This is a genomic window from Haloplanus rubicundus, assembly GCF_003342675.1.
GTDB classification, from domain to species: Archaea; Halobacteriota; Halobacteria; order Halobacteriales; family Haloferacaceae; genus Haloplanus; species Haloplanus rubicundus.
This window is the reverse complement of sequence record NZ_CP031148.1, coordinates 3003050-3026802: the sequence shown is the minus strand read 5'-3', so window position 1 is coordinate 3026802 and position 23753 is coordinate 3003050. Positions and strand designations below refer to the sequence as shown.

The window sequence follows — 23753 nt, the reverse complement described above, 5'->3', positions numbered from 1 at the left end:
AGGCATATGGACGGCACGCCACAGGAGATAACGACGCTCGTCGGGCGCGAGGTGTACTCGAACAACGGGGTCTTCGTCGGTGAAGTCGAGGACGTACGGCTGGATCTGAGCCAGCAGGCCGTCACCGGACTCGCGCTCGGCGAACTGAGTCAGGAACTGTTCGCCGGCCGCATCGAGGCCGGGAAGGGCGTGATGATCCCCTATCGCTGGGTCCGTGCCGTCGGCGACGTCATCCTGATCAACGACGTGGTCGAACGGCTGGAAGACGAGGACGAAGACGAGGAAGTCGTCGCCTAGCTCCCGTTTCCTGCCTCGCTCGCGCTACTCTCGACGCCCATCGCGTCGAACAGCTTCTTGCGGACCGCCTCCTCGGCCAGCGACAGGAGCGTATCGCGGTTGTCCTCGCTGGCCTCGATGCCGGTGAAGAGTCCGAGCGGAATCTCGACGCTCCCCTGCGTCGAGTGCCCGCCCGTCTCGCCGATGGCGCCGTAGGCGTCGTCCAAGATGTTCCCGATGTTGATCCGGATGTCCTTCGAGCGCGCGGCGAGGTAGATGGTGTCGTCGGCGATGCCGAAGACGGCGGTGGTGGTGATCCCCTCCAGATTCAGGAGGTGTTGGGCGGCCTGTGCCAGCGCGTCCCGGTCGCGGATGAACCCCGCGTTCGAGACGAGGTGGCTCCCCTGCACCTGTCGGTTCTGGATGGCCTCCGCGAGGACGTCGAGCGTCTCGGGCGACATCGACGGCGACTCCACCTGTTCGAGCGTGTCGTGGTTGGCGAAGGGGTAGAGATACGCCGCCGCGGTCAGGTCTGCGGGCGTCGTGTCGCGCTTGAAATCCAGCGTCTCGGCGCGAATGCCGTACAGGAGCGCCGTCGCCACCGCCTCCTCCGGCGAGAGGTCGAACTCCTGAATGTACTTGGTGAGGATGGTGGAGGTGGAGGAGACGTTCGGCCGCACGTCCATGAACTCGGCGTCGTAGTCCGTCTCGGGTTCGTAGTGGTCGATGAAGATGTCGACGCCGGTGTCGAGACCCACGTCGCCCGACTTCATGTGATCGACCAGCGCGACCAGCGCGTAGTCGTCGAGCGCGTCCGCCTCCGAGAGCGGTAGAAGTTCGATGCCGAGGAGGTTGACGAACGCCCGGTTCTCCTGATGGCCGATGTCGCCGTGATAGAGGATGTCCGCCTCGACGTCGTGGGCCTCGGCGATGGCCTGTAGCGCCACCGCGCTGGCGATGGAGTCGGGGTCGGGGTTGTCGTGGGTGAGGATCGCGAGGCGCCCGCCGCCCGAACGGAGGATGTCGGCGAGTTGCTGGGCCTTGTACTCCAGCTCGCCCGTCTCCAGCGCCCGGAGGGCGGACTCCGCGATCACCTGCGAGGGGGTGATCACCACGTCCGCGCCCGCCTCGGTGAGTTCGTCCTCCGAGACGGGGTCGGATGCGCGGACGATGATGAACTGATCGCCGCCGCGTTCGCGGATCGTCGAGACGGCCGCCTTGTTCGCCTCCACGTCGGAGGCGAGGATGAGGAGTACGTCCCGTCCGGCGACGAGGTCCGCCACCTCGTCGTCGCGGATATCGGTCTGGCGGGCGTCGAGATCCTGATCGCGGAGCGCTTCGACGCGGCTCTCGTCCCGGTCGAGGATCAGCACGTTCTTGCCCTCGTCCGCCAGGTCCTCGGCGACCGCGTGACCGACGCTCCCACAGCCGAGGATCGCGTACGACGACATCGTCGAGACCGTAGCCGCGTTGCTCATGCACGCCGACGTATCGCGGCATCTCACTTAACGTCGTCCCTTCCACCCACCGGACGGGAAGGGAAACGCCTTTTACCGGGCCACCGATAGCGAAGGGTGAGGGCCGGTAGCTCAGTCAGGTAGAGCGACGGACTCTTAATCCGTCGGTCGGGGGTTCAACTCCCTCCCGGCCCGTGCACTGAACCGCCGAGCGACAGCGAGGCGGTGAGGGAACCGGCAGGAAGGAGTTGAACCAGAGAGTGACGCGAGCGAAGCGAGCGGAACGACCGTGGTTCAACTCCCTCCCGGCCCGCTTCCGCGCCATCGAGCGACGAGCGGAGTCGTCCTACTCGACGGTGTAGTTGCCGTTCGATCTCCGTTCGACTGCGGCGTCGTCGAGGTACGCATCGACCGTCGACCCGCTCGTCACACAGTCGGCGGTGGCGGTTTCGTCACTCTCGCCGGCGACGGATCGACAGACTCGATCCCGCTCCGGAATCACGACGATTCCGAGCATGTCGCCGTCGGCCGTCGTTTCATCGACTGCCGCCGGTGGGAGAACGATTGTGTGCAACTCGTCTCCGGACTCCGTCCGGTGTTCGTATATTTCGACCCCGCTCGCCGTGGCCGACGAGTGGGCCGCCGAGACCGGGCGGTTCTCGGCCAGTCCGACACCCGACAATCCGGCCATCACGACCAGTAATCCCGCGGCGGCGACGACGACGCCCGTTCGAACTGAACTGTTTCTTTTCACAATTGTCTAAAATTGGGAATAAACTGAAAAAGCTAATGTAGTTATGCATATTAGTATTAATATCGATTGAAAAGTTCACTATAATTAAACATTACTGTATCTCAAATCGCGCTCCGTGCGAGCCGCGTCACGTCGCTCCGGCGAAGGAGTTAGGGCCGGCGGATGGGTAGGGCCGCCCGTGACAGCCGATTCGGACCCCGACCCGGCGCAGGTCACCGTCTACACCCGCGAGAACTGCCACCTCTGTGCGGAGGCCATCGACACCGTCGAGCGCGTCGCGGCGTCGTCGTCCCGACCGGTCGAGATCGACACCGTCGACGTGGACGCCGACCCGGACCTGCGCGAGCGATACGGCGAGCGCGTCCCCTACGTCACCGTCGACGGGCGCCCGCGATTCAAATACCGCGTCGACGCCGACGAACTCCGAGCGATCCTGCGCGAGTAGCGCGACCAGTTCGGCGCGTCAGCTGTCAGTTCGACGAATTTCGAGTGTGTCAGGGATTGGTGAATATATGTTTATGGCCCAACAGGACGTACCGTGTGAAGGAGACACACGATGACAACAACGTGGGAGATTTCGGGGGAGTACGCGGAGGCGTGTAACTGTGACGTGGCCTGCCAGTGCGTCTGGATGGAAGCGCCGGACGACGACCACTGTACGGCGGCGCTCGCGTGGAACATCACCGACGGCGGGTACGGCGACGTCGACCTCTCCGGGCGACGGGTGGGGATGCTCATCGAGTCGGACGAGGGGGTCATGTTCGATCCGTCGACGCAGTGGGACGTGGTGTTACTCGTCGACGACGAGGCGACCGACGAGGAACGCGCCGCCATCGAAGACATCTACTTGGGTCGCGCGGGCGGCATCTGGGCGCCCGTCGCGGACGGTCACTTCCGGTCGACCGAGGTGGCGACGGCACCCGTCGAGTTCGCCGTCGATGGTGACCGGACGACCGTCTCCTTTGGCGACGACATGGAGATGGACGTGGTCGAACGGGTCGGCTTCAACGAGGAGGCCGGCACCGTCTCCCCGCACCCGCTCACGGCGGATTTGACGATGAAGACCGGCGAGTCACGGAGCGCGACCGTCTCGTACGACGACCGGTTCCAGTGGGATGTGGGCGGCAACAACGCCTACATCTGTGACTTCGAACTGACCAACGCCTGAGTCGATGGCGCCCGGATTCGCCGCACGGGTGTTGCCGGAGGGGCGCCACGAGCGGCGGGTCGTCGCCCTCGGCGTGTACGCCGCCGCGCTCGTCGCGTGGCTCTCGATGCTCGGGCGGTGGCTGCCGATGCCCTCGTCGAACATGGCGATGGATATGACCGACCCCGGCGTCCCGGAGGCGATGGCGACGGGGTCCGGACCGACCGGTTGGGCGCTCTACCTCCTGATGTGGGGTGTGATGATGGTCGCGATGATGTACCCGTCGTCCGTGCCGCTCGTCAGCATGTACCACCGGACGCTGGACGGCCGCGGACGGGGCGAGCGACTGCTTCGCGTCGGCGCCTTCCTCGGCAGCTACACGCTCCTCTGGACGGCCGTCGGCGTCGTTCCGCTGGCGGCGAACTACGCCGTCCCCGTCTCGCGGGTCGCGTCGTCGGGTATCTTCATCGGCGTGACGCTCCTCCTCCTCGCGGCGTATCAGCTCTCACCGTACAAGGAGCGGTGTCTCGATCACTGCCGGACCCCGCTCGGCTTCCTGCTGACGCACAGTCGCCCCGGCGTTCGGGGTGCGGCGCGGATGGGTCTCGACCACGGGGCGTACTGTCTCGGCTGTTGCTGGGCGCTGTTTGCCTTCATGGTGGTCGTCGGGACCATGAACCTGGTGTGGATGGCCGGCATCACCCTCGTGCTCTCCGCCGAGCGGACGGTGTCGTGGGGTGACCGACTCGCGCGAACGGTGGGCGTCGCCGCCGGCGTCGCGGGCGTCGCCGTCCTCGCCGCGACGGCTGTCGGCGTCGCGTGACCGACGGGAACTGATAGCCCCCGTGGCGGTCAGTTTATGCGCTCGGCGCCCTGAATGCCGACGATGCGGCCCGACGCGACGCTCTCGATACTCCACGTCGACGACGACGACGCGCTCGGCGACTTGGTGCAAGCCTACCTCGAACGCGACGACGCCCTCGACTGTACCGTGACGACGACGACGACGCCGGCGGACGCGCTCGACCGACTCCGCGACGCCGACACCGACTTCGACTGCATCGTCAGCGACTACCGGATGCCCGAGACCAACGGCATCGAGTTCTTGCGAGCAGTCAGGGAGACCCACCCCGAACTCCCCTTTCTCCTCTTTTCGGGCGAGGAGACGGGCGACGTGGCCGCGGAGATGATCCGGGCTGGCGTGACGGACTACCTCCACAAGAGCAGCCCCAGCCAGTATACGACCCTCGTCCGCCGCGTCGAACACGCCGTGGACTCCGACGGGCAGTTCGATTCGGAGGCGGCGACCGAACTCGACGCCGTCGGCGTGGTGGGGCCGGACGAACGGTTCGACCGCGTCGACACCGGCTACGCCGACCTGTACGACTACGACGCCGACGAGGTGACGGGGAAACACTGGACGGAACTCCACCCGGACGACGAGGTGGAACACATCCGCACGCACGTCCTCCCGGTGGTGCAGGAGGGCGGCAAGTGGACGGGTCGAAGCACCGGCCTCCGCGCCGACGGGAGCACGTTCACCGAGTCGAAGATGGTCACCACCCTCGACGACGACCACCTTCTCATCGCCGTCTCCGAAGTCTCGCCCCCCGACGCCGACGAGTGAGCCACCACCCCGGCGCCGGATACGCCGCCACCGCCGAATAAACAGGAACGTTTATGATAGATGCGCATCTCGTGTGAGTCGATGCGTGCTCACGTCGTACCTGTACGCGACTGACCTTTCTCGACCCCCAGGTATCGACGTTCGACCGACCCCCGACCCCAAACCAATGAGCACATCCACCCCGACGACCGACCGCACTGCACCGACCCTGACCGACGGCACGTGGCGTTCCGAGACGACGCCCGAACCGGAGCCCGATCCGACGCCGCGGGGCGCGCCCCGGCAGTTCGCCACCGACTGCGACCTGCGGCTCTACAACCTGATCGACGACGAAAACCGCGCGATGCTCTAGTCGAGGAAGTCCGGTTCGATCCGTTTCTCGTCGCGTTCGGCCCGCAGGTGCGCCGCGAACGCCTCGCGGTCGACGTCCTTGCGCTCCCGTTCCTTCCGGTCCCGCACCGAGACGGCGCCGCTCGCCTCCTCGTCGTCGCCGACGATGAGCATGTAGGGCACGCGGTCGCTGTGGGCCTGTTGGATCTTGCGGCCCACGGTCCACGAGCGGTCCTCGATTTCGACCCGGAAGTCGTCGAGTTCGTTCTTGAGGCGGTGGGCGTAGCCGAGGTTGTCGTCGCTGACGGGGAGGATGCGCACCTGTTCGGGCGCCAGCCAGAGCGGGAACTTCCCGTCGAAATGTTCGATCAGCACCATCAGGAACCGCTCGTAACTGCCGTAGAGCGCGCGATGGAGCATGACCGGGCGGTGGTCCTCGTTGTCCTCCCCGGTGTAGGTCAGGTCGAACCGGTCGGGCATGTTGAAGTCGAGTTGGACCGTCGGACCGTCCCACTTGCGGCCGAGGGCGTCCTCGAACGCGAAGTCGATTTTCGGCCCGTAGAAGGCACCGTCGCCCGCCTCGACGTCGTACGCGATGTCCTGTGAATCGAGGACGTCCCGCAGTTGCGACTCGGCGCGCTCCCAGATTTCGTCGCTCCCGACCGACTTCTCGGGGCGGGTCGCGAGCGCCACCTCCGCGTCGAGACCGAACGTCTCGAAGACGCGGAAGATGTTGTCCATCACGAGGTTCACTTCGTCTTCGATCTGGTCGGGCCGGACGAAGACGTGGCCGTCGTCGATGGTGAAGGCCCACACCCGCGAAAGTCCGGAGAGCTCGCCACGCTGTTCCTTCCGGTACACCTTCCCGTCCTCGAAGTAGCGGACGGGAAGGTCGCGGTATGACCAGGAGTTCTGCTCGAAGATGGTGGCGTGGCCCGGGCAGTTCATCGGCTTCAGGCCGTACTCCTCGTCGTTCACGTCGAGGAGGAACATGTCGTCGACGTAGTTCTCGTAGTGCCCCGACTTCTTCCACAGCTCCGTCCGGAAGAGGTGGGGCGTCTCGACGGGGTCGTAGCCGGCGTCGAGGTTGAGGTCGCGCGCGAAGTCCGAGAGTTCGTCGAGCACCCGCTTGCCGTTCGGATGGTAGAGCGGGAGGCCGGGGCCGGTCGTCTCGTCGATGGAGAACAGGTCGAGTTCCTGCCCGAGTTTCCGGTGGTCGCGCTCCTGGGCCTCGCGGCGCCGTTCGAGGTACGCCTCCATCTCCTCCTCGCTCTCGAAGGCCGTCCCGTAGACGCGCGTGAGCGTGTCGTTGTCCTCGTCGCCCCGCCAGTACGCGGAGGAGATGTTGAGGAGTTTGAACGCCCCGATCTCGCCCGTGGATTCGACGTGGGGGCCCTGACAGAGGTCCTCGAATTCGCCCTGTCGGTAGATCGTGACGGGGTCCTCGCCCGCCGCCTCCGTTTCGAGGATGTCCCGCTTGTACGGGTTGTCGGCGTACCCCGCTACGACCTCCTCGCGCGGCCGTTCCTCGCGCTCGATGTCGAGGTCTTCCGCGATGATCTCCTCGGCTTCGGCCTCGATGGCCGCTAAGTCCTCGCTGTCGAGGTCGACGTTCGTCACGTCGTAGTAGAAGCCGTCGTCGGTCGGAGGGCCGATGGCGAGTTTGGCGTCGGGATACAGGCGCTGGAGCGCCTGCGCGAAGACGTGGGCCGCGGAGTGGCGGAGCACGCGGAGATACTCGTCGCTGTCCTCGGTGACGATGACGAGGTCGGCGCCGTCCGACAGGGGCGTGGCCTTGTCGACGAGGTCGCCGTCGACGACGCCCGCCACCGTGTCGCGCCCGAGACCCGGACCGATCTCGAAGGCGACGTCCTCGACCGTCGACCCCTCCGCGACGGAGAGCTCCGACCCGTCGGGAAGCGTCACTACGATTTCGCTCATACCGGTGGAAGTCGGACGAACGGAATAATACTGTCGAACACGCTCACGCCCGCGCAAGCTATTTTTCCCTGCCACGCCCCGTGTGACCGTGTCCCGCGACCGTCCGCTGGGCGTCCGCCACGCCGTCGCCGTCTCGCTCGGCCTCCCGCTCGGTGCGGGGGTGTTCGTCCTTCCACACGGCGTCGAGAACCTCGGCGGTCCCGCCACGCCCGTCGCCTACGTCGCCGGCACGCTCGCGATCTGTTCGATCGCCGTCGCCTACGCCGTCTACCTGTCCAGCCCGCTGGCCGAGCGCGACGGCCTCGTCTTCGCCGCCGTCTCCCGGACGGCGGGCGCGCGCTCGCTCGGCTTCCTCGCCGCGTGGCCGATGGTCGGCGCGTACGCCGCCGTCCTCGCCACCCTCATCGCCGCGCTCGGCCAGTCGCTCTCCGGGCTCGTCTCCCTCTCTCCGAATGTCGCCGCCCTCGTCGTCCTCGCCTGTGTCGTCGCCGTCCACGCCCTCGGTCCTACCGCCGCCGGTCGCCTCCAGCTCTACGCGACCGGACCCCTGCTCCTCTTCCTCGGCGGGATGGCCGTCGCCGCCCTCCTCGCCATCGCCCCCGACAACTTCTCGCCGCTCTTCCCGACGCCGACGCTCCGCGACCGACCGCTGGCCGCCATCGGCGCCGCGGCGGTCGCCACGCTGTTCGGCTTCGTCGGCTTCGACGCCGCTGCCGCCGCCTCGGCGGTCACGCGCGACCCGCGGCGGACCGCGCCGCGGGCGGTCCTCGTCGGCGTCCTGATCGCCGGATTCGTCGCCGCCGTCGCGGCGTTCGTCACGCTGGGTGTCATCCCGTGGCCCCGGCTGGTGTTCGCGACGGCCCCCTTCGCCGACGCCGCCGCCAGCGGCCTCGGCGTCGACGCCGCTCGCCTCGTCGTCCCCGGCACCGTCCTCGCGACGATCAGCGCCGCCCTCGCGACGACGTGGCTCCCGACCCGGACGCTCCGTGGGTTCGACGAACTCGTGCCGGGGGTCGCCGCCGAGACGCGGCCGGGACTGCCGGACCCCGCGCTGGCGCTGACTGGCCTGCTCGCGGGCACCGTCGTCGCCCTCGATCTGGTCGGACAGGCACTCTACCTCTCTATCGCGGGCGTCTTCGTCGGCTACGGCGCGCTCGCGGCGGCCGTCGGACTCCTCCCCGTCCTCCGGCCGGCGCTCTATCGCCGGTGCCGGTTCCGTCCTCCGGCGCCGGCGCTGGCGCTCGTCTCCCTCGTCGGCGTCGCCACGGCCCTCGTCGTCCTCTCGCGCGTGCTGGTTCTCGACCCCGCTACGTCCCTCGTGTTCACGCGCTGGGCACCGGCACTCGTGGCCGTCGACGAGGCCGTCCTCGTGAGCGACCCGCTCTCGACCGTCGTCCCCGCGCTCGTTCTGTGGGAACTCGTCGGCGTCGCCGTCCTCGCCGTCGCCGCGGACTACCGGGCGGACCGCGGCGTCGAGCAGCGCCCCCTCGCGGCGGCCTACGACGAGGAGTAGAAACGAAACCGGGAAACCGGCGGGGGCCAACCCCGGTCCATGGAACGCGGCGCCATCCCGCTGGCCGACCTCGACGGCGACTTCGACCTGCAGGCGACCGTCGAGAGCGGGCAGAGCTACCTCTGGGACCGGTCGGACGGTGGGATGTACGAGCGGATGGATGCACACGGCGGCGACGCGTGGTACGAGACGGTCGTCCCGCCGCTCGACGCGGTAGGGAACGACCGCGCCGTGGTTCGGGTGCGCCAGACCGAGGGGCGACTGGAGTGGGAGTCGACGACCGACGCCGTCCCCATCCTCACCCACCTCCTTCGGCTGGACGACGACTTGGAGGCCATCCTCGCGGCGACGCCGGACGACCCGCTCCTCGATCGCGCCTACGAGACGTATCGAGGGATGCGGCTGGTTCGGGACCCACCCTTTCCCTGTCTGATCTCCTTCATCTGCTCGGCGCAGATGCGGGTGTCGCGCATCCACGGGATGCAGACCGCGCTCGCCCGCGAGTACGGCGACCGGCTCGCCGTCGACGGCCGGACCTACCACGCCTTCCCGACGCCGGCCCAGCTCGCGGCGCGCTCCGAGGCCGAACTCCGCGACCTGAAGCTCGGCTATCGGGCGCCGTACGTGCAACGGACTGCGGAGATGGTCGCCGAGGGGGAGGCCGACCCCGCGGCAGCCCGGGGACGCGACTACGAGGCGGCCCGCGACTACCTCACGGGGTTCGTCGGCGTCGGCGACAAGGTGGCCGACTGCGTGTTGCTGTTCTCGCTGGGGTATCTCGAAGCCGTGCCGCTCGATACGTGGATTCGGTCGGCCATCGCGGACCACTATCCCGACTGCGACAAGGGGTCGTACGCAGACACCTCGCGGGCGATCCGCGAGCGACTCGGCGGCGAGTTCGCGGGCTACGCCCAGACGTATCTCTTCTATTATCTCCGCGCAGGCGGGGAGTGAGCGCCCTACGCGCTCGCTCCGCGTTCGGCTTCGATCTCGTCGAACAGCGCGCGCACGCGGGAATCGATTTCGTCGCGGATGTCGTGGACGCGGTCGACGTCCTCCCCATCGGGGTCGTCGAGTGCCCAGTCGCGCACGTCGACGGTGGGCGTATCGTCCAGTTCGAGCGTCGAACAGCCCATCGTCGCCACGTAGTCACACGACCGGAGTTCGTCCGTGGTGATCTCTCGGGGCGTCCGGTCGGAGAGGTCGATCCCGAGGTCCGCCATGGCGTCGATCACTTCGTCGTGGACCGCGTCGGCGGGGTGGGTGCCGCCGGTCAGGATCGTCACGTCGAGGCCGCGACGCTCGCGTTCGCGCTCGGCGAAGGCGGTCGCCATCTGCGAGCGGCCGGCGTTCTGGACGCAGACGAAGGCGATACGGGTCGGTTGGGTGGTGGTGTCGGACATGATCAGTCGTCGGTGGGGTCGGTCGTCGCGGCGTCGATACCGCCGGGTGTGGCGTCGCTCCAGTCGAACCGACGCTGGAAGTAGAGCGCGACGTTGACCAGCGCGAGCAGGACGGGCACCTCGATCAGCGGACCGACGACGGTGGTGAAGGCGATACCGGAGCCGACGCCGAAGACGGCGACGGCGACGGCGATGGCGAGTTCGAAGTTGTTCGAGGCGGCGGTGAAGCCGATGGCGGTCGTCGTGGAGTAGTCGGCGCCGATGCCCTTGCCCATCCCGAAGCTCACGAGGAACATCACGACGAAGTAGATGGTCAGGGGCACGGCGATCAGGAGTACGTCACCGGGCGCGGCCACGATGTTGCCCCCCTGCGTGGCGAACATGACGATCACCGTGAAGAGCAGGGCGACCAAGGTGAGCGGATCGATCTTCGGGACGAACGACTCCTCGTACCACTCCTGCCCCTTCGTCCGCGTGCCCACGTACCGGGTGAGGAAGCCACCGGCGAAGGGAATGCCGAGGAAGACGACGATGGCCTGGAACACCTGCGTCGGCGAGACGTTGAACGCCTCGATTCCGGCGACGAGGCTCTCCATGCCCAGCAGCGGTGGGAGGACGAGCCCGAAAAACCAGACGTAGACGCCGTAGGTGACGATCTGAAAGAGGCTGTTGAACGCGACCAGTCCGGTGACGTACTCGGTCGATCCGTCGGCCAACTCGTTCCAGACGAGCACCATGGCGATACAGCGGGCCATGCCGATGAACACGAGGCCCAGGAAGTATTCGGGGCGGGCCGGGAGACCGGGCACGAGTCCGCTGAAGAAGACGACGGCGAGGCCGAACATGAGCGTCGGCCCGATGAGCCAGTTCTGGATCAGGCTGAGGCCGAGGACGCGCCAGTTGCTGAAGACAGTGCGCAGCTGCGAGTAGTCCGCCTTGGCGAGGGGTGGGTACATCATCACCACGAGGCCGATTTCGACGAGGTGGAGGTCTCGGATCGGCTCCGTCACCGACGGCGCGACGTAGCCGAGACCGACGCCGACGGCCATCGCGCCGAAGATCCAGACGGTGAGATACTTATCGAGAAAATCCATCGACCGCGGGTCGCCACAGCTCTCGCAGCCGCAGTTCGGGCCGTGCTCGTGGGCGCTACTCACCGACGGTCCCCTCCAGCACCGTCACCAGCGCCACCGCGCGGTTGGTCGCGCGGTACTTCTTCCACCGGCCGTCCTTGTGCCCCTCGACGAGGCCCGCGTCGACGAGCGTCGAGAGGGCGTGGCTGAGGCCGCTCTCGCTCACGTCGACGACGGCGTGCAGTTCACAGACGCAGAGTTCCTCGCCCGCAGCCACGAGGACCCGGGTGAGGGTGTACCGGGTTTCGTTGGCGAGCGCCGAGAGCACGTCGAGTTCGGCGTCCACCCGCGCCCGTCCGAGCGCCGCTTCGAGCGCATCGAGCTCGTCGAGTCGCCTGTCGACGTCCTCGCTGCGACACTCGTCGAGTTCGTCGTCGAGATACCGTCTGAGCCGTTCGGTCCCGTTTGCCATCGAAATATAGTTCATATTTTGCTCAAGTAACTGTTTCGGTTCCTTTCGTCACGATATCGAAATACGGCGTACAGTGGTAACTTTAGCCGTAATTTGTGTCCTCACCGTTGTCTAAGACTTGAACGAGTAGTGAACCAAAAAACCCGCCGGGCACGCACCCATCGAGACGGCGCTAACGCAGCAGGCGAAACTTCATGACGGTGGACGTACAATTTAGGTGTGGTATGGACTGTCGAGTCGTCGTCGAGGCAGCGGTTCCGGTGTACGACGTAGAGACTCCCGACGAGGCGATACGGATCGCTATCGCCAAGACCGGCGAGATGTTGAATCCGGACCTCAACTACGTCGAAATCGAGATGGGGTCTCGGACCACCCCGTCGGGTGAGGAACTGCCCCCCGCCTTCATCGCTGCCGACGAGGCGCTCGTCGCCCTCGAACTGGAGATGAAGGTGTTCAACGTCGAGCAGGAGGAACACGCGTCCCGGATCGCGCGCAAGGAGATCGGCCAGCGACTCGAGAACGTCCCGCTTTCCGTGTTACGGGTCGACCCCATGGAGTCCGACGACGAGGACGCGGACGAGGCGGACGCCCCGGCGGACGAGGAGACGGACGACCAGGGGGACGACGACCTCATTCCGGAGTTCGAGGAACTGGTCGACGAGTGATACCGCGACGTTTCGGCGCTACACGACGGACAGCCGAGGCTCGTCGGGAGTAGCGTTCCGGGGGAGACTGCGCCGGGTCGTCGAATTCAGTCCGCGTGAGGAGCGACGCGCTCCTCGGTCGTTTCCAGCGAAGAGGTGATTCCGTTCGCCAATTTAAAAACAGCCGCCTTGTGGTCGGTCTTCGATTTGTGGATCGATGTGGGTCGTACCCCCATGTCCTCGTAGGCGGTCAGGTCAATTTCGTCGTCGTGCCATGCTGCGCACTGTTTCTCTACCTCCGCGAGGAGGCCGTGCAGGTGAATGAGCTCCTGCTTCTTCATAACAACCATCCATAGCGAGTGGAAGGTTATATTATTATCTTGAGTGGAGTTAACATGCGACTATCGGTATTGACACACATCCCCAAAGACGCCCGGAGGAGCCCAGAACCCCGCGAATCCAGCGGTAGGCACTGCTTACTCTTCGGGTCGAACGCCGGCCATCGAAGTGCCGGGCCGTGTTCACCCGTGTGAATGAATATCTCCACCATTGTTATCCTCTTGGAGCACATGAATGTTTATGTCATTGATGCTTTCTCCGGCGATAGCCACCGCTAGCGGACTGCGAGCGGGGATGTGTGCCCGGCGATACCCGCTCTCATGAGTTCCACGGGAGCCGTCGAAGCGCAGACGCGTACGAGGGAGTCGCCGGAGCCATCGGCGGAGCAACTGGATCGGATCTTCGCCATCCTCCAGAACCACCGGCGGCGACTCGTTCTGGAGTTCCTTCGGGACCACGACTCGACGACACAGGGTGACCTCGCCCGCCACGTCGCGGCCGTCGAGAACGGGATTCCGGAGTCCGCCGTCAGCTCCACGCAGCGCAAACGGGTGTACGTCTCCCTGTATCAGGCACATCTCCCAAAACTCGACGATTTCGGCGCTATCTCGTTCGACCGTGATCGTGGCACCGTCGAGCGGACGGCCCGAACCGACGAACTGCTCCAGTATCTCGACCGGTTCGAAGACGAGCCTCAAACGATGACGCTCTCGGAGAACCAGTTCGGTCTGAGCACCGTCGTCCTCCTCGGGAGTGCACTCTTCGTCGTCTTCGTCGGCGAATTCGGGATGGTGCCCGCCGACCTCTCGCTCGGCGCGGCCGTGCTTCTCTCACTGGTCGGAATGAGCGCCATCGCCTACGATATCCGGAAGTGAGAGGGAGTATCGGGCGACGTGGGAGAGTTTCGCCGGGACGGTCCGGCGAGAATCTACGGACAGTTCCGATACCCACTACGAGTCGTCGCTCGTCGCCAGATCGCCGCAGTCGCAGATGGGTGTGGGGAGATCCCTGCCGGCGTACTGCCGAACCCGGTACGCGAGGAGGCCGGCCACCAGCGCCGCCCACGGGACGGTCCAGACCGCGCCGAAGAGCGCGAACAGTCCACAGAGCGTCGCCACGACGACGGCTCCCGTCAGGACGAGCGCCGTCCGTCGGTCGACGGTGTCCGCGCCGTTCGGGTCGATACCGACGATCCGCAGGAGCGTCTCGGTCCGTCGGTTGTGGGCGAGCCGAACCGTCCGCTCCGTCTCGTCGTAGTCGACGATTCCTTCGGCGGCCAGCTGTGGCGCGTGCGTCTGATAGAGCGAGACGTAGACGCTCCGGTACACCTCGTCCGTGATCTCCGTCGAGTCGATGCCTTCCAGCCGGCCGACGATTTCGCGCGCGGCCGCCCGCAGCGACCGCGCCTCCCCGCTTCGTGCGAGCACGCACAGCAGTTGTCGGCGTCGCCGGTTGCTCAGGAGCGAGAACGCGGCGTCCCGGGTGATTCGGTCCTCCGCCATCGACCACCGATACGTGCGCAGGTGAAATTGTAAACCGGCACCTTACCGACCCGTAACCAGTCGAATACGGACGACTCTCCGAGTGTACGGTCCGATGACCGACGGCCCGTTAGTAGGCGTTCGCTTCCACCCATTCGGATGTTTCAAACGACACGTTAGCGCTCGAACCGGATCCGACCGACTCACTTATGGCTTCGTTAGTTCGGTAATCCGGCACATAACGAAGATGTTAGTCGATTGAATTGAGAGGTAGCTCCCGGAGACGAGTCAGGGAGCGCACAACTATGACAGACGACGACTCCGCCGCACTCAACATCTCGCGGCGCAAGACACTCGCAGCACTCGGAACGATCGGCGTCGCCTCCGCCGGGGCAGGGCTGGGCACGTCCGCGTACTTCTCCGATCAGGAGACGTTCCAGAACAACTCGCTCATGGCTGGCGAACTCGACTTGAAGGTCGACTGGGAGGAGCACTACTCCGACTGGTCGTCGGACGAGGAAGTCGGCGAGGACGGCGACGTCACGATGCTCGACATCGGCGAAGACCCGCCGACTGGAGCACGGGCGTTCCCGACGTGTGCGGACAACAACGTCCCGCGCGTGGCGGTCGCAAACGATCAGGTGGCGAACTTCATGCGTGCGACGGCCGTCGAAGCGGCGCCGGACGTCGACGGCGACAACCTCGCGGACGGTGGCGTCTACGACCTCGTGAACGACGAAACCGAGGAACCGTGGGAGGTCATTCCCTGTGAGGACTACCCGGACCCCGACGACCTCGGTCGGCCGCTCATCGCCCTCGACGACGTGAAGCCGGGCGACTTCGGCGAGGTCACGTTCAGCCTACACCTCTGTGACAACCCCGGCTACCTGTGGGCGAACGCGATGAACATCGAGTGGGCCGAGAACGGCCACACCGAACCGGAGGACGACGACCCGCAGTCGGTCGGCCCGGCCGACGAGGAGGGCAGTACTGCCGACGGCGACAGCCTCGACGACGCGCAGGTCGAACTTCTCGACACCTTACAGGCCTGCCTGTTCTACGACGACGGTAACAACCTGTACGACACCGCACAGAACAATCCGGCCTGCATCTCCTTCGTCCTCGACGACTCCGGCTCCATGGCCGGGACGAAGGCCCAACAGACCCGCGACGGCGCCAAGGCGGTCATCAACGATCTCGACTTCGACGACGACGGCGACATCGACCCCCACCAGGCGGCCGTGACGACGTTCGGGAGCGGTGCCAACCTTCAGCAGGCCCTGACGAACGACGTCGGCGACCTGGAGACGGCGATCGACGAGGTCGACGGCGACGCCGGACTGACGAACATCGACGACGCCATCGGCATCGCCGGCGACGAACTGTCCGAGTGCCCGGACGACGTTGACACGATCATGGTGATCCTCTCGAACGGCGCCGAGAACATCGGCGACGCCCGAGACGCCGCGCAGGACGAAGTCGACGCCGGAAACGTGGACACGTTCTTCACCATCGGCGTCCAGGCGGGGACGGCGGGCGACGATCTGCTCCAGGACATCGCGGACCTGAGCCCGAGCGGGAACGGCGTGTTCCTCGACGTCACCGACCCCGACCAGATCACGGGCGCGTTCGGACAGCTGGTGCAGGCAATCGGCGGCGACACCGAAATCGTCTCCGGATCGCTCCGTGACGTGCTCATGGCGCTCATGGCCGACCCGTCCGCCGGCGACTGGGGCCTCGGCCTCGACGCGTTCCCCGAGACCGAGGGGCGCGACTGTTTCGTCAACTCGTCCGACGTCTACCTCGGTCTCGAGTGGTGGCTACCGGTCGACCACGGCAACGAGGTGCAGGGTGACTCCGTGGAGTTCGACCTCGGCTTCTACACCGAGCAGTGCCGCCACAACGACGGCGAAGGCATGAACAGCGAGACGGTCGACGGCGAAGCCTGATCCCGGACCGACGGTCGTCGACACGACGGAGCCGCGGCAGTCAGTGTGTTTCCCCCTTGCGGGTTTTTATCTGATCCTTCCACGAGCGGCTTCTGAAACGTTTTAGTCGCCCGCGGTGCCACATCGACCCATGGATTACGAAGACAGTCTCGACCGCGCGCTGACCGAGACGCCGGAGGTGGGCGACGCCGCCGACCGGTTCCAAGTCCCCGCCCCGGAGGTGCGACCCGAGGGCAACGTCACGAGCTACGAGAACTTCCAGGCGACTATCGACCGGCTGAACCGGACACAGGAACACCTCCTCAAGTTCCTCCAGTCGGAGCTCGGAACGAGCGCCAGCATCGACGACCGGGGACGGGCGCGGTTCACCGGCGACTTCAGACAGTCCCGCGTCGCCGACGCCCTCGACGAGTACGTCGAGTCGTTCGTGACGTGTTCGGAGTGTGGCTCGCCGGATACGCGGCTGGTGGAAGAGCGCGGCGCGACGGTCCTGAAATGCGACGCGTGCGGGGCGCTGTCGGCCGTGCCGGACCGCTGATCACTCGAACTGTTTTACGAGCTCCAGGTCGCGTTCGGTCCGCATGAACTCCGCGAGCCGACGCGTCGCGTGACAGGTCGGACAGCTGAAGTTCTTCCGGTGACCGGGAAGCTCCGTCGGGCCGTCCTCCCAGTCTTTCCCACACTCGGGACACAGTAGTCTGACGAACGCTTCGACCATACGCGGTCTGTGTCACGGAGTCTCATTAAACGTTCGGCGACTCCCGGTGTCCGAGGACGCGTCGTGGCCCGCGAACGCATTCACCGCACGGTCGCCCAGAACCGGAGGGTCCGGGGCACCTTCGCCATCAGCGACGGCCGGTTGCTGTCGAGCGGGTCGTCGTCGTACGCCTCGGGGTCGTCGCTTCCGGGTTCGAGGACTCGCCGCACGTCGAACCCGGCGTCGACCAGCGCGTTGTGCAGGTCGCTCACCGGCCGGTCGAAGACGATCAGGTTCGCGTCGTACCTCTCGTCGATCGTGATCTCCCGGTGCGGTGGCCCGTGATAGCTTCGCTCGATGGACTCGGTCGCCGGGTCGAAGCACTCGTAGAACGGGTGCGGCACGTCGAACCCGAGGACGCCGTCAGCCCGGAGGACCCGCCGGGCCTCCGACAGATACGCGTCGAGGCGCTCGATCATCTGGACCACCCAGCCGGAGAACGCCACGTCGAACGCGTCGTCGGCGAGGGGGAGGGTCGTCACGTCGCCGGCGACGAACTGGGCGTCGACGCCGTAGCAGTCCCGCAGTCGCCGGGCGTGGTCGAGCTGTGCCGCGGAGAAGTCCACGCCGACCACCCGGTCGGCGCCCTCGGCCGCGGTGCCGACGCTCGCCTGCCCGCCGCCACACCCCAGTTCGACGAACTCGACGCCCGCCGGCGCGGGGACGACGTCGGGGTGGGCGCCGTCGGCGTCCGGCGTGAGGGGACAGGGCGCCGGCGGCAGGCCGCCCTCGGCCGTATCGGCGTTCCACAGCGCCTGGAAGGCGTCGCTCCACTCGTTCCAGAGTCGTCGATTCGTGTTGGGGGTGTCGCTCATCGGGGACCACCGGTGACCACGACGGATAGCGCGCGTCGCTATTCAGCGTTTTCCCGTGGTGGTCCGGGGGTCGGCGCGTCGCGACGATTTCAAAACCCTTAACGCCGCCTCGGGGGTAGCGTTCGGTAGCGGGATGGGATAGCCAGGAGATTCCGCCGGGCTCATAACCCGGAGATCGGTAGTTCAAATCTACCTCCCGCTATTTTCGAGCGAACAACGCGACCGAGGAGCCTTGCGACGAGGGAGCCGTTCGCTCGAAATCGCCCAGTAGATTTGAATCAGGGAGTGAAGCGAACGTAGTGAGCGGAACGACCGTGGTTCAAATCCACCGCCCGCTATTTTCCGGCCGACAACGACGACCGAGGAGCCTTGCGACGAGGGAGCCGTTCGCTCGAAATCGCCCAGTAGATTTGAATCAGGGAGTGAAGCGAACGTAGTGAGCGCAACGACCGTGGTTCAAATCCACCGCCCGCTATGTTCGAGTGCCCTGCAGACGCCCGATCACCACGCTCCGTCGCTCTCACCCTGCTCCGTCCGTCCGAGATACGCGTAACAGTTCGGACACTGGATCGGACGGGAGCCGTGGCGGTCGGGTTCGCCGACGAAGCGGGTGTGAGCGTAGCCCCGGCCGCACTCCTCGCAGGTCACGATGACGACCACACCCGTCACAGTCGCCCCGGCCCCTTGGAGGTATCTATCCGTCGTCGCCGTCGTCGTCGGTCGGCCGCACGAGGTTCGCGAGCGTCACCAGCAGGCCGAACGCCCACCCCACGGGCACGGCGAGGCCGCCCCACATCGCGACGTACGCGAAGCCGGCGAGGTCGAACCGCTGGCGGAGGACCGTGTTCAGGTTCCGGTACGTGAGGACGTTGTCGAGCAGCCAGATGGCGAGCGTCTCGCTCCGAGGGAAGACGACGGCCGCGAGCGTCGGGGAGTAGAGCGCGGCCACCACTGGCGGGAGGAAGACGGCCACGACGGCGAAGGGGTAGGCGATCAGGACGGTGATCACCCGCCCGCCGAGCCACCGGAAAAAGAGAGCGAGCACCGTCGAGACGACGGCGACGGTGCCCGCGGCGGCGACGGCGAGGAAGCCCTCGGTCGAGAAGCGCACGCGTGCGAGCGCGGTCAGCCCACCCCAGACGAGGACGGCGAGGACGACGGTGCCGACGGCGCCGAGTCGGGTTGCGGTGCGGTCGAACCGGCGGACGTGAAACCGGATCAGGAGGCCGAGGACGGCGAGCGGGTAGCCCACGAGGAGTCCGAGCGAACCGACGAGCGCCCACGCCCGATACAGGACGCGTTCGCGCGTCGTCTCGGGGCTCCAGCGGGACACGACGGGATGGGAGTCGCGTAGCTGTGGAAAGAGTAGCGCCATCCAGAGGCCGTGAAGCCGCCGCAGGTCGTATCCGATATCGGCGACGAGGCTCAGTACCGTACCCATCGCTCCTCGATTCGGCTGGACGGGGTGTTAACGGTTCGGTCGGGAACGGCGTCCCGGGAACGCCCGCCGCGTGGCATGTCGCGGTGTCGCGGGCGTCCCGATGAGCCACGCCGCCACTCGCCCTATCGTGCTATGACACATCACACCATGAGCGTTGTGGCGGCCGGCCGTCCCGAGACGTGGCCCACCTCGATCCCCAGCCGACGACAACGACCGGCTAGTATTTACAGTCAGGTGAACAACATTTGTGTGTGATCGCACCGATGATTCAGTTCCCCGCTCCGCAGACCCATGGACATCGCTAATCTCGTTTCGGAGGAGTACGTCGAGTTCACGCCCGAGACGCGTGTCTCGAAACTCGCCGGCTCCTTCGAGGACCCGTCCGTCGTCGGCGTCGTAATTCGGGGCGACGAGTTCGAGGGCGTCGTCACCCGGCGACAGCTCGCCACGTCGCACCACCCGCCGACGGAGAAGGCCGGATCGGTGGTCCACCGCGTCCCCCGGCTCGCCCCCGACGAGGACGTTCGGAAGGTCGCGCGGCTCATGATCGAGAGCGACTCGCAGCTCCTGCCGGTGTTCGAGGGCGAGACGCTCGTCGGGGTCGTCACCGCCGACGACGTGCTCCGGCAGGTCCAGCCCTTCCTCGACGCGGTGACCGTCGCGCAGGCCTACACCGCCGATCTGGTCTCCCTGTCGCCGGAGTCGACGTTCGGCGACGCGCTCCACACCTTCCGCGAGCACCACGTCACCCACCTGCCAGTCGTCGAGGAGGACGCGGCCGTCGGCGTCCTCAGCCTCTACGACGTGGCGGGGCTGACGGTCCGCGCCGCGAGCAAGAGCCAGGGCGGCGACCCGAGCGAGGCGGCGTCCGTGGGCGGCGGCCGCTCGCGCGGCGGCTTCGGCGCCCGCGAGGGCGAACTCGAACGCGTCCTCGATCTGCCGGTCCGGGATCTGATGGCGTCGCCCGTGCGAACCATCGGTCGGGACGAGACGCTGGAGGCGGGCGTCGAGGAGATGTTCGCGGCCGGCACCTCGTCGCTGATCGTGACCGCCGACGGCCGCCCCGACGGCATCGTCACGAAGACGGACGTACTCGACTCGCTCACCTGGGAGGCCGGCGGCAACCGCGCCGTGCAGGTGTACGGCACCGATCTCCTCGACGACACGAGCTACGAGGACGTCGTGGCGATGATCGACAAGTTCGACGACCGCGACAGCGACATGACCGTCCTCGACGCGAAGATTCATCTCCACGAACACGACGAGACACTTCGTGGCACGCCCCTCGTCCTCGCTCGGATTCGTCTGTACACCGACCGCGGCCTGTACATCGCCTCGGGCGAGGGCTACGGCGCGAGCCACGCGATCAACGAGGCACGCGACACCCTGGAGCGACAGCTTCGCGACCGGAAGACCCACCGGCGGAGCAAGAAACACCCGGACGAGGAGTTCTGGAGGAAGCGCTTCGGATGGATGGTTCTGGAGGACCGAGACGACTCGTCGTAACCGCGCACCGGTGCTTCGTCGGACCATCTGGCGGAGCACCGGACTGACCGATAAGCCACACGAGCCACCCGTCCCGAGCATCGACACATTGAGGAATCCTGACCTCCTTGTATCGACAGGATGATGCTCCCGACCCACGCCATCGCGGGGATGGTGCTCGCCCTCCCGGTGGCGTACGTCCGTCCGGAGTTCGCCGCCGTTGCACTCGTGGCGGGGTTCGTCGGCGGCGTGGTGCCCGACCTCGACCTCTACGCCGGTCACCGGAAGACGCTCCACTATCCGGTGTACGCACCGCCGTTGGCGGCGGTGGCACTCGTGATCGCGGCGTGGCATCCCACGACTGCGACGGTCGGCGTCGCGTTCGTCCTCGGGGGCGCGGCCGTCCACAGTCTGGCCGACGTTCTCGGCGCCGGGCTCGAACTCCGTCCGTGGGAGGCCACCTCGGATCGGGCCGTCTACGACCACCACCGCGGCCGGTGGATCGCACCCCGCCGGTGGGTGCGCTACGACGGCTCGCCGCGCGACCTGTTTCTCGCCGTCGGTCTCGCTACACCCCTGCTCGTGACGCTCGACGCCACGCTCCGCGGAGTCGTGCTCGCGACGCTGGCCGTCGCCGTCGGCTACACGGCCGTCCGGCGAGTCCTCCCCCGTCTCGCGGTGTTCGTCGTCGAGCGCCTGTTCGTGCCGGTCGTTCCCCACAGCGCCTTGGCGTACGTCCCCGCGCGCTATCGCGAGCACGCGGGCGACGGCGCGCCCGCGGACGAGTTAACACCCCGGTGACCCGCGTGTCGTTCCCACGCGATTGGAACGGCGTCGCCCATTCATCTGATTGGCGAACGAACACGATCCTATGAACATTCTCGTCGCCGTCGACGGCTCCGACGAGTCGACCGCCGCGCTCGAACGCGCCCTCGACGTCGCGGACGCGATGGGCGGCTCGGTCACGGTGGCCTACGCCGTCGATCCGTCCGTCTACGATCTGGGGGGTCCCGCCCCCGTCTCCGGGCTCTCCGACGCCGACCGTCGACTGATCATGGAGAGCGTCGAGGACACCGAACGGCGGGGGATCGACGTCCTCGACGACGCCGCGGCGTTCGCCGCCGACCGCGGGCAGCCGGTCGAGACGGAACTCCTCTACGGCGACCCCGTCCGTGCGATCACGGCGTTCGCCGAGAGCGAGGGGTTCGACGCCATCTACGTCGGGCATCGGGGGCGCTCCGAACGGACCGAACGGCTGGTCGGCAGCGTCGCGAAGGGCATCGTCGAACGAACCTCGATCACCGTGACGGTCGTGCGCTGAGACGGGGCGTGGCGACGCCGCGGCGCCGGCTCCCTATCCGGTCACCGTCACCGGCCGCTCCGCGGAGAGCAACACGTCCTGCACCGTACTGCCGAGGAGCACGTTCTGGACTCCGGATCGCTTCCGCCCGCCCACGACGATGCCGTCGACGGCGTGGTCCTCCGCGGCCCGCAGGATGCGGCGGGCGACTTCACCGCCCTCCGCGACGCGGTTCACGGTCACGCCGGCGTCTTCGAGCATCTCGGCGGCCGTCACCGCGCTGTCGACGTCCTCGAACTCGTGGGGCGGCGCGCCCGCGTAGTCCTGGTGGCGGAAGACGTAGAATACGGTCGCCTCGATGGTCGACGGATCGCCCGGCAGTCCCGCGACGTACCGCGCTTGCTGTCGCGCCCGCTCCTCGCTCCCGTCGACGGGGACGAGCACCTTTCGCGTCCCCTCGCCGAGGCTGACCCGCTCGCCCGTGACCGTGACCGGCCGCTCCGTCGAGAGCAATACGTCCTGCACCGTACTGCCGAGCAGGACCGTCGTCACCCCGGAACGCTTCCGTCCACCCATCACCACCTCGTCGGCGTCGACGTCCGCGATGGCGTCGACGATGGCCCGCGAGACGCTTCCGCCGTCGATGCGACGGTCCACCTCGACGCCGGCGCGTTCGAGTTCCTCGGCGGCGGTGGCGGCGCTGTCGACCTTCGAGAACGACGCTTCCTTGGCCGACTCGAACCGATCCGGCGGCGACACGTAGAGCACCGTCGCCGCGACCGCCGAGTCGGCGTCCGGGAGACGGGCGACGTACTGGGCTTGGTGTCGGGCGCGGTTCGTGTTCGAATCGACGGGGACGAGCACTCGGTACATGCTAGCGAGAAATTATTGCTCGAGTGTCATATAGGGAAGGGGGAGTTTTTCGTGGGTGGGAAGGGGTGGATTCGTCTCGAACATCGGGGGCCCCGAACGCTTATCGGCGCACTCCCACTACTACCAGCCATGAGTACGGGGCGCGAGATTCGACTCGTCGAAGAAGACGACGGTCGATGGTCGGCCATCGACAAGGAGACGGGCGTCGCCAGTCATGGCGATACCCGCGAGGAGGCGCTGGAGATGCTCGACGAGGCGGTGGCGCTCCACAAGGGTGAAGCCGGCGATCTCATGACCGACGAGAATCTACGGGAACTCGGCATCGACCCCGATTCCGTCCCCGACGAGCCACGGGAACCGGACGCGCCGTGGTTCGATTCCGAGGAGTAGGCGAGGTACGGACGCGATTCACCGGCCGCGAAATCGTGAGCGTGTTGACCGACATGGGCTACCAGCCGGTCGGCCGGACGGGGAGTCACCTGAAACTTCGCTACGTGCATCCCGAGACGGGCGAGATCCGAAACGTGACGCTCCCGCTCGGCCACGAGATCAGTGGCGACACGCTCCGGAACATCGCCAGCCAGTGTGGCGCCGACGATTTCCGCGCGTGGTGTGCGTGGATCGACGAGCATCGCTGACCCTGCCGTCCGGCTTTCGACGCGGAGCACGCTCTCGT

Annotated in this window: 30 protein-coding genes and 2 tRNA genes; 19 read left to right on the top strand and 13 right to left on the bottom strand. The window is 66.9% G+C overall.

What is annotated here, in order from left to right:
- Positions 1–6 precede the first annotated feature (6 nt).
- A complete protein-coding gene (locus tag DU484_RS16690) occupies positions 7–297 on the top strand; it encodes a PRC-barrel domain-containing protein (protein WP_114606489.1) in 291 nt (96 codons plus the stop codon).
- On the opposite strand, the gene DU484_RS16685 is transcribed toward DU484_RS16690, so the two are convergent.
- Positions 294–1754, bottom strand: coding sequence for a DHH family phosphoesterase (locus DU484_RS16685; RefSeq protein WP_114587064.1), 1461 nt, complete (start codon positions 1752–1754; stop codon positions 294–296). The two genes, DU484_RS16690 and DU484_RS16685, sit on opposite strands and share 4 nt — an antisense overlap.
- 100 nt (positions 1755–1854) lie before the next feature.
- On the opposite strand from DU484_RS16685, the gene DU484_RS16680 reads away from it, so the two are divergent.
- Positions 1855–1928 (top strand) — tRNA-Lys (locus DU484_RS16680).
- Positions 1929–2079: 151 nt separating this feature from the next.
- Here the strand turns inward: DU484_RS16680 and DU484_RS16675 are convergent.
- Complete coding sequence (locus DU484_RS16675; RefSeq protein ID WP_114587061.1) at positions 2080–2487, bottom strand: hypothetical protein; 408 nt, start codon at positions 2485–2487, stop codon at positions 2080–2082.
- Positions 2488–2665: 178 nt separating this feature from the next.
- Here DU484_RS16675 and DU484_RS16670 point away from each other — a divergent pair, with 178 nt between their 5' ends.
- The 5 genes from DU484_RS16670 (at position 2666) to DU484_RS16650 (ending at position 5613) form a co-directional block, all read left to right on the top strand.
- The gene (locus tag DU484_RS16670; RefSeq protein ID WP_114587060.1) at positions 2666–2932 is read left to right on the top strand and encodes a glutaredoxin family protein; all 267 of its coding nucleotides are present in this window, start codon (positions 2666–2668) and stop codon (positions 2930–2932) included.
- A 111-nt stretch (positions 2933–3043) separates the two neighbouring features.
- The gene (locus DU484_RS16665; protein WP_114606487.1) at positions 3044–3655 is read left to right on the top strand and encodes a DUF1326 domain-containing protein; all 612 of its coding nucleotides are present in this window, start codon (positions 3044–3046) and stop codon (positions 3653–3655) included.
- A 4-nt stretch (positions 3656–3659) separates the two neighbouring features.
- Positions 3660–4457, top strand: a complete 798-nt coding sequence (locus DU484_RS16660; protein ID WP_114587058.1) for a DUF2182 domain-containing protein — start codon at positions 3660–3662, stop codon at positions 4455–4457.
- A 63-nt stretch (positions 4458–4520) separates the two neighbouring features.
- Complete coding sequence (locus tag DU484_RS16655) at positions 4521–5261, top strand: response regulator (protein WP_114587057.1); 741 nt, start codon at positions 4521–4523, stop codon at positions 5259–5261.
- Between the two features lie 166 nt (positions 5262–5427).
- Positions 5428–5613 (top strand): hypothetical protein, encoded by a 186-nt coding sequence (locus DU484_RS16650; protein ID WP_114587056.1) that lies wholly within the window; start codon positions 5428–5430, stop codon positions 5611–5613.
- Here the strand turns inward: DU484_RS16650 and thrS are convergent.
- Positions 5610–7532: a threonine--tRNA ligase gene (gene thrS / locus DU484_RS16645; protein WP_114606486.1), complete on the bottom strand. Its 1923-nt coding sequence runs from the start codon at positions 7530–7532 to the stop codon at positions 5610–5612. The two genes, DU484_RS16650 and thrS, sit on opposite strands and share 4 nt — an antisense overlap.
- 88 nt (positions 7533–7620) lie before the next feature.
- On the opposite strand from thrS, the gene DU484_RS16640 reads away from it, so the two are divergent.
- The gene (locus DU484_RS16640; RefSeq protein ID WP_157969584.1) at positions 7621–9045 is read left to right on the top strand and encodes an APC family permease; all 1425 of its coding nucleotides are present in this window, start codon (positions 7621–7623) and stop codon (positions 9043–9045) included.
- 39 nt (positions 9046–9084) lie between these two features.
- Positions 9085–9999, top strand: coding sequence for a DNA-3-methyladenine glycosylase family protein (locus DU484_RS16635; protein ID WP_114606484.1), 915 nt, complete (start codon positions 9085–9087; stop codon positions 9997–9999).
- 5 nt (positions 10000–10004) lie between these two features.
- On the opposite strand, the gene DU484_RS16630 is transcribed toward DU484_RS16635, so the two are convergent.
- Genes DU484_RS16630 through DU484_RS16620 form a run of 3 tightly spaced genes read right to left on the bottom strand, consistent with a single transcriptional unit; the run spans position 10005 to position 11993 of the window.
- Positions 10005–10448 carry an arsenate-mycothiol transferase ArsC gene (locus tag DU484_RS16630; protein ID WP_222844864.1) on the bottom strand — a complete coding sequence of 148 codons (444 nt, stop codon included), beginning with the start codon at positions 10446–10448 and terminating at the stop codon, positions 10005–10007.
- A 2-nt stretch (positions 10449–10450) separates the two neighbouring features.
- Positions 10451–11605: an ACR3 family arsenite efflux transporter gene (gene arsB, locus DU484_RS16625; protein WP_114606482.1), complete on the bottom strand. Its 1155-nt coding sequence runs from the start codon at positions 11603–11605 to the stop codon at positions 10451–10453.
- The gene (locus DU484_RS16620; RefSeq protein WP_114587050.1) at positions 11598–11993 is read right to left on the bottom strand and encodes an ArsR/SmtB family transcription factor; all 396 of its coding nucleotides are present in this window, start codon (positions 11991–11993) and stop codon (positions 11598–11600) included. The genes arsB and DU484_RS16620 overlap by 8 nt, the downstream gene beginning before the upstream one ends.
- 224 nt (positions 11994–12217) lie before the next feature.
- Here DU484_RS16620 and DU484_RS16615 point away from each other — a divergent pair, with 224 nt between their 5' ends.
- On the top strand, positions 12218–12658 hold the full coding sequence (locus DU484_RS16615) for a DUF555 domain-containing protein (RefSeq protein ID WP_114587049.1): 441 nt from the start codon (positions 12218–12220) through the stop codon (positions 12656–12658).
- An 86-nt stretch (positions 12659–12744) separates the two neighbouring features.
- Here DU484_RS16615 and DU484_RS16610 read toward each other — a convergent pair whose 3' ends face one another.
- A complete protein-coding gene (locus DU484_RS16610) occupies positions 12745–12978 on the bottom strand; it encodes a UPF0058 family protein (protein WP_114587048.1) in 234 nt (77 codons plus the stop codon).
- Between the two features lie 318 nt (positions 12979–13296).
- On the opposite strand from DU484_RS16610, the gene DU484_RS16605 reads away from it, so the two are divergent.
- Entirely contained in the window at positions 13297–13851 is a 555-nt protein-coding gene (locus DU484_RS16605) for a DUF7344 domain-containing protein (RefSeq protein ID WP_114606481.1), read from the top strand.
- A 75-nt stretch (positions 13852–13926) separates the two neighbouring features.
- On the opposite strand, the gene DU484_RS16600 is transcribed toward DU484_RS16605, so the two are convergent.
- Positions 13927–14478 (bottom strand): DUF7344 domain-containing protein, encoded by a 552-nt coding sequence (locus DU484_RS16600; RefSeq protein ID WP_114606480.1) that lies wholly within the window; start codon positions 14476–14478, stop codon positions 13927–13929.
- A 284-nt stretch (positions 14479–14762) separates the two neighbouring features.
- On the opposite strand from DU484_RS16600, the gene DU484_RS16595 reads away from it, so the two are divergent.
- Positions 14763–16406, top strand: coding sequence for a vWA domain-containing protein (locus DU484_RS16595; RefSeq protein WP_114587045.1), 1644 nt, complete (start codon positions 14763–14765; stop codon positions 16404–16406).
- A 130-nt stretch (positions 16407–16536) separates the two neighbouring features.
- Complete coding sequence (locus DU484_RS16590) at positions 16537–16944, top strand: translation initiation factor IF-2 subunit beta (RefSeq protein ID WP_114587044.1); 408 nt, start codon at positions 16537–16539, stop codon at positions 16942–16944.
- Here the strand turns inward: DU484_RS16590 and DU484_RS16585 are convergent, their stop codons facing one another.
- Together DU484_RS16585 and DU484_RS16580 are read right to left on the bottom strand one after the other, a co-directional pair.
- Positions 16945–17124, bottom strand: a complete 180-nt coding sequence (locus tag DU484_RS16585) for a DUF7836 family putative zinc-binding protein (RefSeq protein WP_114587043.1) — start codon at positions 17122–17124, stop codon at positions 16945–16947.
- 80 nt (positions 17125–17204) lie between these two features.
- On the bottom strand, positions 17205–17978 hold the full coding sequence (locus DU484_RS16580; RefSeq protein WP_114606479.1) for a class I SAM-dependent methyltransferase: 774 nt from the start codon (positions 17976–17978) through the stop codon (positions 17205–17207).
- A gap of 127 nt (positions 17979–18105) precedes the next feature.
- Here DU484_RS16580 and DU484_RS16575 point away from each other — a divergent pair.
- Positions 18106–18180: transfer RNA gene (locus DU484_RS16575), tRNA-Met, on the top strand.
- A gap of 299 nt (positions 18181–18479) precedes the next feature.
- Here the strand turns inward: DU484_RS16575 and DU484_RS19655 are convergent.
- Both DU484_RS19655 and DU484_RS16570 read right to left on the bottom strand, forming a co-directional pair.
- Entirely contained in the window at positions 18480–18638 is a 159-nt protein-coding gene (locus DU484_RS19655) for a hypothetical protein (RefSeq protein ID WP_157969385.1), read from the bottom strand.
- A gap of 34 nt (positions 18639–18672) precedes the next feature.
- Complete coding sequence (locus DU484_RS16570; protein WP_114587041.1) at positions 18673–19419, bottom strand: hypothetical protein; 747 nt, start codon at positions 19417–19419, stop codon at positions 18673–18675.
- Positions 19420–19710: 291 nt separating this feature from the next.
- On the opposite strand from DU484_RS16570, the gene DU484_RS16565 reads away from it, so the two are divergent.
- The 3 genes from DU484_RS16565 to DU484_RS16555 all read left to right on the top strand — a co-directional run bounded on the left by DU484_RS16565 (position 19711) and on the right by DU484_RS16555 (position 22225).
- Positions 19711–20925 carry a CBS domain-containing protein gene (locus DU484_RS16565; protein WP_114606478.1) on the top strand — a complete coding sequence of 405 codons (1215 nt, stop codon included), beginning with the start codon at positions 19711–19713 and terminating at the stop codon, positions 20923–20925.
- 120 nt (positions 20926–21045) lie between these two features.
- Positions 21046–21705: a metal-dependent hydrolase gene (locus tag DU484_RS16560; protein WP_114606477.1), complete on the top strand. Its 660-nt coding sequence runs from the start codon at positions 21046–21048 to the stop codon at positions 21703–21705.
- 70 nt (positions 21706–21775) lie between these two features.
- Positions 21776–22225, top strand: a complete 450-nt coding sequence (locus DU484_RS16555; protein WP_114587038.1) for a universal stress protein — start codon at positions 21776–21778, stop codon at positions 22223–22225.
- A gap of 33 nt (positions 22226–22258) precedes the next feature.
- Here DU484_RS16555 and DU484_RS16550 read toward each other — a convergent pair whose 3' ends face one another.
- Entirely contained in the window at positions 22259–23077 is an 819-nt protein-coding gene (locus DU484_RS16550) for a universal stress protein (protein ID WP_114606476.1), read from the bottom strand.
- A gap of 129 nt (positions 23078–23206) precedes the next feature.
- Here DU484_RS16550 and DU484_RS16545 point away from each other — a divergent pair, with 129 nt between their 5' ends.
- Positions 23207–23467: a type II toxin-antitoxin system HicB family antitoxin gene (locus DU484_RS16545; RefSeq protein WP_114606475.1), complete on the top strand. Its 261-nt coding sequence runs from the start codon at positions 23207–23209 to the stop codon at positions 23465–23467.
- Entirely contained in the window at positions 23446–23715 is a 270-nt protein-coding gene (locus DU484_RS16540; protein WP_262342806.1) for a type II toxin-antitoxin system HicA family toxin, read from the top strand. The genes DU484_RS16545 and DU484_RS16540 overlap by 22 nt, the downstream gene beginning before the upstream one ends.
- Positions 23716–23753 lie beyond the last annotated feature (38 nt).

What these genes read in the sequence shown, in the direction of transcription:
- DU484_RS16690 (WP_114606489.1), top strand. Translation starts at nt 7, where the DNA reads ATGGACGGCACGCCACAGGAGATAACGACGCTCGTCGGGCGCGAGGTG.
- DU484_RS16685 (WP_114587064.1), bottom strand. Translation starts at nt 1,754, where the DNA reads ATGAGCAACGCGGCTACGGTCTCGACGATGTCGTCGTACGCGATCCTC.
- DU484_RS16665 (WP_114606487.1), top strand. Translation starts at nt 3,044, where the DNA reads ATGACAACAACGTGGGAGATTTCGGGGGAGTACGCGGAGGCGTGTAAC.
- DU484_RS16660 (WP_114587058.1), top strand. Translation starts at nt 3,660, where the DNA reads ATGGCGCCCGGATTCGCCGCACGGGTGTTGCCGGAGGGGCGCCACGAG.
- DU484_RS16655 (WP_114587057.1), top strand. Translation starts at nt 4,521, where the DNA reads ATGCGGCCCGACGCGACGCTCTCGATACTCCACGTCGACGACGACGAC.
- DU484_RS16650 (WP_114587056.1), top strand. Translation starts at nt 5,428, where the DNA reads ATGAGCACATCCACCCCGACGACCGACCGCACTGCACCGACCCTGACC.
- thrS (WP_114606486.1), bottom strand. Translation starts at nt 7,532, where the DNA reads ATGAGCGAAATCGTAGTGACGCTTCCCGACGGGTCGGAGCTCTCCGTC.
- DU484_RS16635 (WP_114606484.1), top strand. Translation starts at nt 9,085, where the DNA reads ATGGAACGCGGCGCCATCCCGCTGGCCGACCTCGACGGCGACTTCGAC.
- DU484_RS16630 (WP_222844864.1), bottom strand. Translation starts at nt 10,448, where the DNA reads ATGTCCGACACCACCACCCAACCGACCCGTATCGCCTTCGTCTGCGTC.
- DU484_RS16620 (WP_114587050.1), bottom strand. Translation starts at nt 11,993, where the DNA reads ATGGCAAACGGGACCGAACGGCTCAGACGGTATCTCGACGACGAACTC.
- DU484_RS16615 (WP_114587049.1), top strand. Translation starts at nt 12,218, where the DNA reads ATGGACTGTCGAGTCGTCGTCGAGGCAGCGGTTCCGGTGTACGACGTA.
- DU484_RS16610 (WP_114587048.1), bottom strand. Translation starts at nt 12,978, where the DNA reads ATGAAGAAGCAGGAGCTCATTCACCTGCACGGCCTCCTCGCGGAGGTA.
- DU484_RS16605 (WP_114606481.1), top strand. Translation starts at nt 13,297, where the DNA reads ATGAGTTCCACGGGAGCCGTCGAAGCGCAGACGCGTACGAGGGAGTCG.
- DU484_RS16600 (WP_114606480.1), bottom strand. Translation starts at nt 14,478, where the DNA reads ATGGCGGAGGACCGAATCACCCGGGACGCCGCGTTCTCGCTCCTGAGC.
- DU484_RS16595 (WP_114587045.1), top strand. Translation starts at nt 14,763, where the DNA reads ATGACAGACGACGACTCCGCCGCACTCAACATCTCGCGGCGCAAGACA.
- DU484_RS16590 (WP_114587044.1), top strand. Translation starts at nt 16,537, where the DNA reads ATGGATTACGAAGACAGTCTCGACCGCGCGCTGACCGAGACGCCGGAG.
- DU484_RS16585 (WP_114587043.1), bottom strand. Translation starts at nt 17,124, where the DNA reads ATGGTCGAAGCGTTCGTCAGACTACTGTGTCCCGAGTGTGGGAAAGAC.
- DU484_RS16580 (WP_114606479.1), bottom strand. Translation starts at nt 17,978, where the DNA reads ATGAGCGACACCCCCAACACGAATCGACGACTCTGGAACGAGTGGAGC.
- DU484_RS16570 (WP_114587041.1), bottom strand. Translation starts at nt 19,419, where the DNA reads ATGGGTACGGTACTGAGCCTCGTCGCCGATATCGGATACGACCTGCGG.
- DU484_RS16565 (WP_114606478.1), top strand. Translation starts at nt 19,711, where the DNA reads ATGGACATCGCTAATCTCGTTTCGGAGGAGTACGTCGAGTTCACGCCC.
- DU484_RS16560 (WP_114606477.1), top strand. Translation starts at nt 21,046, where the DNA reads ATGATGCTCCCGACCCACGCCATCGCGGGGATGGTGCTCGCCCTCCCG.
- DU484_RS16555 (WP_114587038.1), top strand. Translation starts at nt 21,776, where the DNA reads ATGAACATTCTCGTCGCCGTCGACGGCTCCGACGAGTCGACCGCCGCG.
- DU484_RS16550 (WP_114606476.1), bottom strand. Translation starts at nt 23,077, where the DNA reads ATGTACCGAGTGCTCGTCCCCGTCGATTCGAACACGAACCGCGCCCGA.
- DU484_RS16545 (WP_114606475.1), top strand. Translation starts at nt 23,207, where the DNA reads ATGAGTACGGGGCGCGAGATTCGACTCGTCGAAGAAGACGACGGTCGA.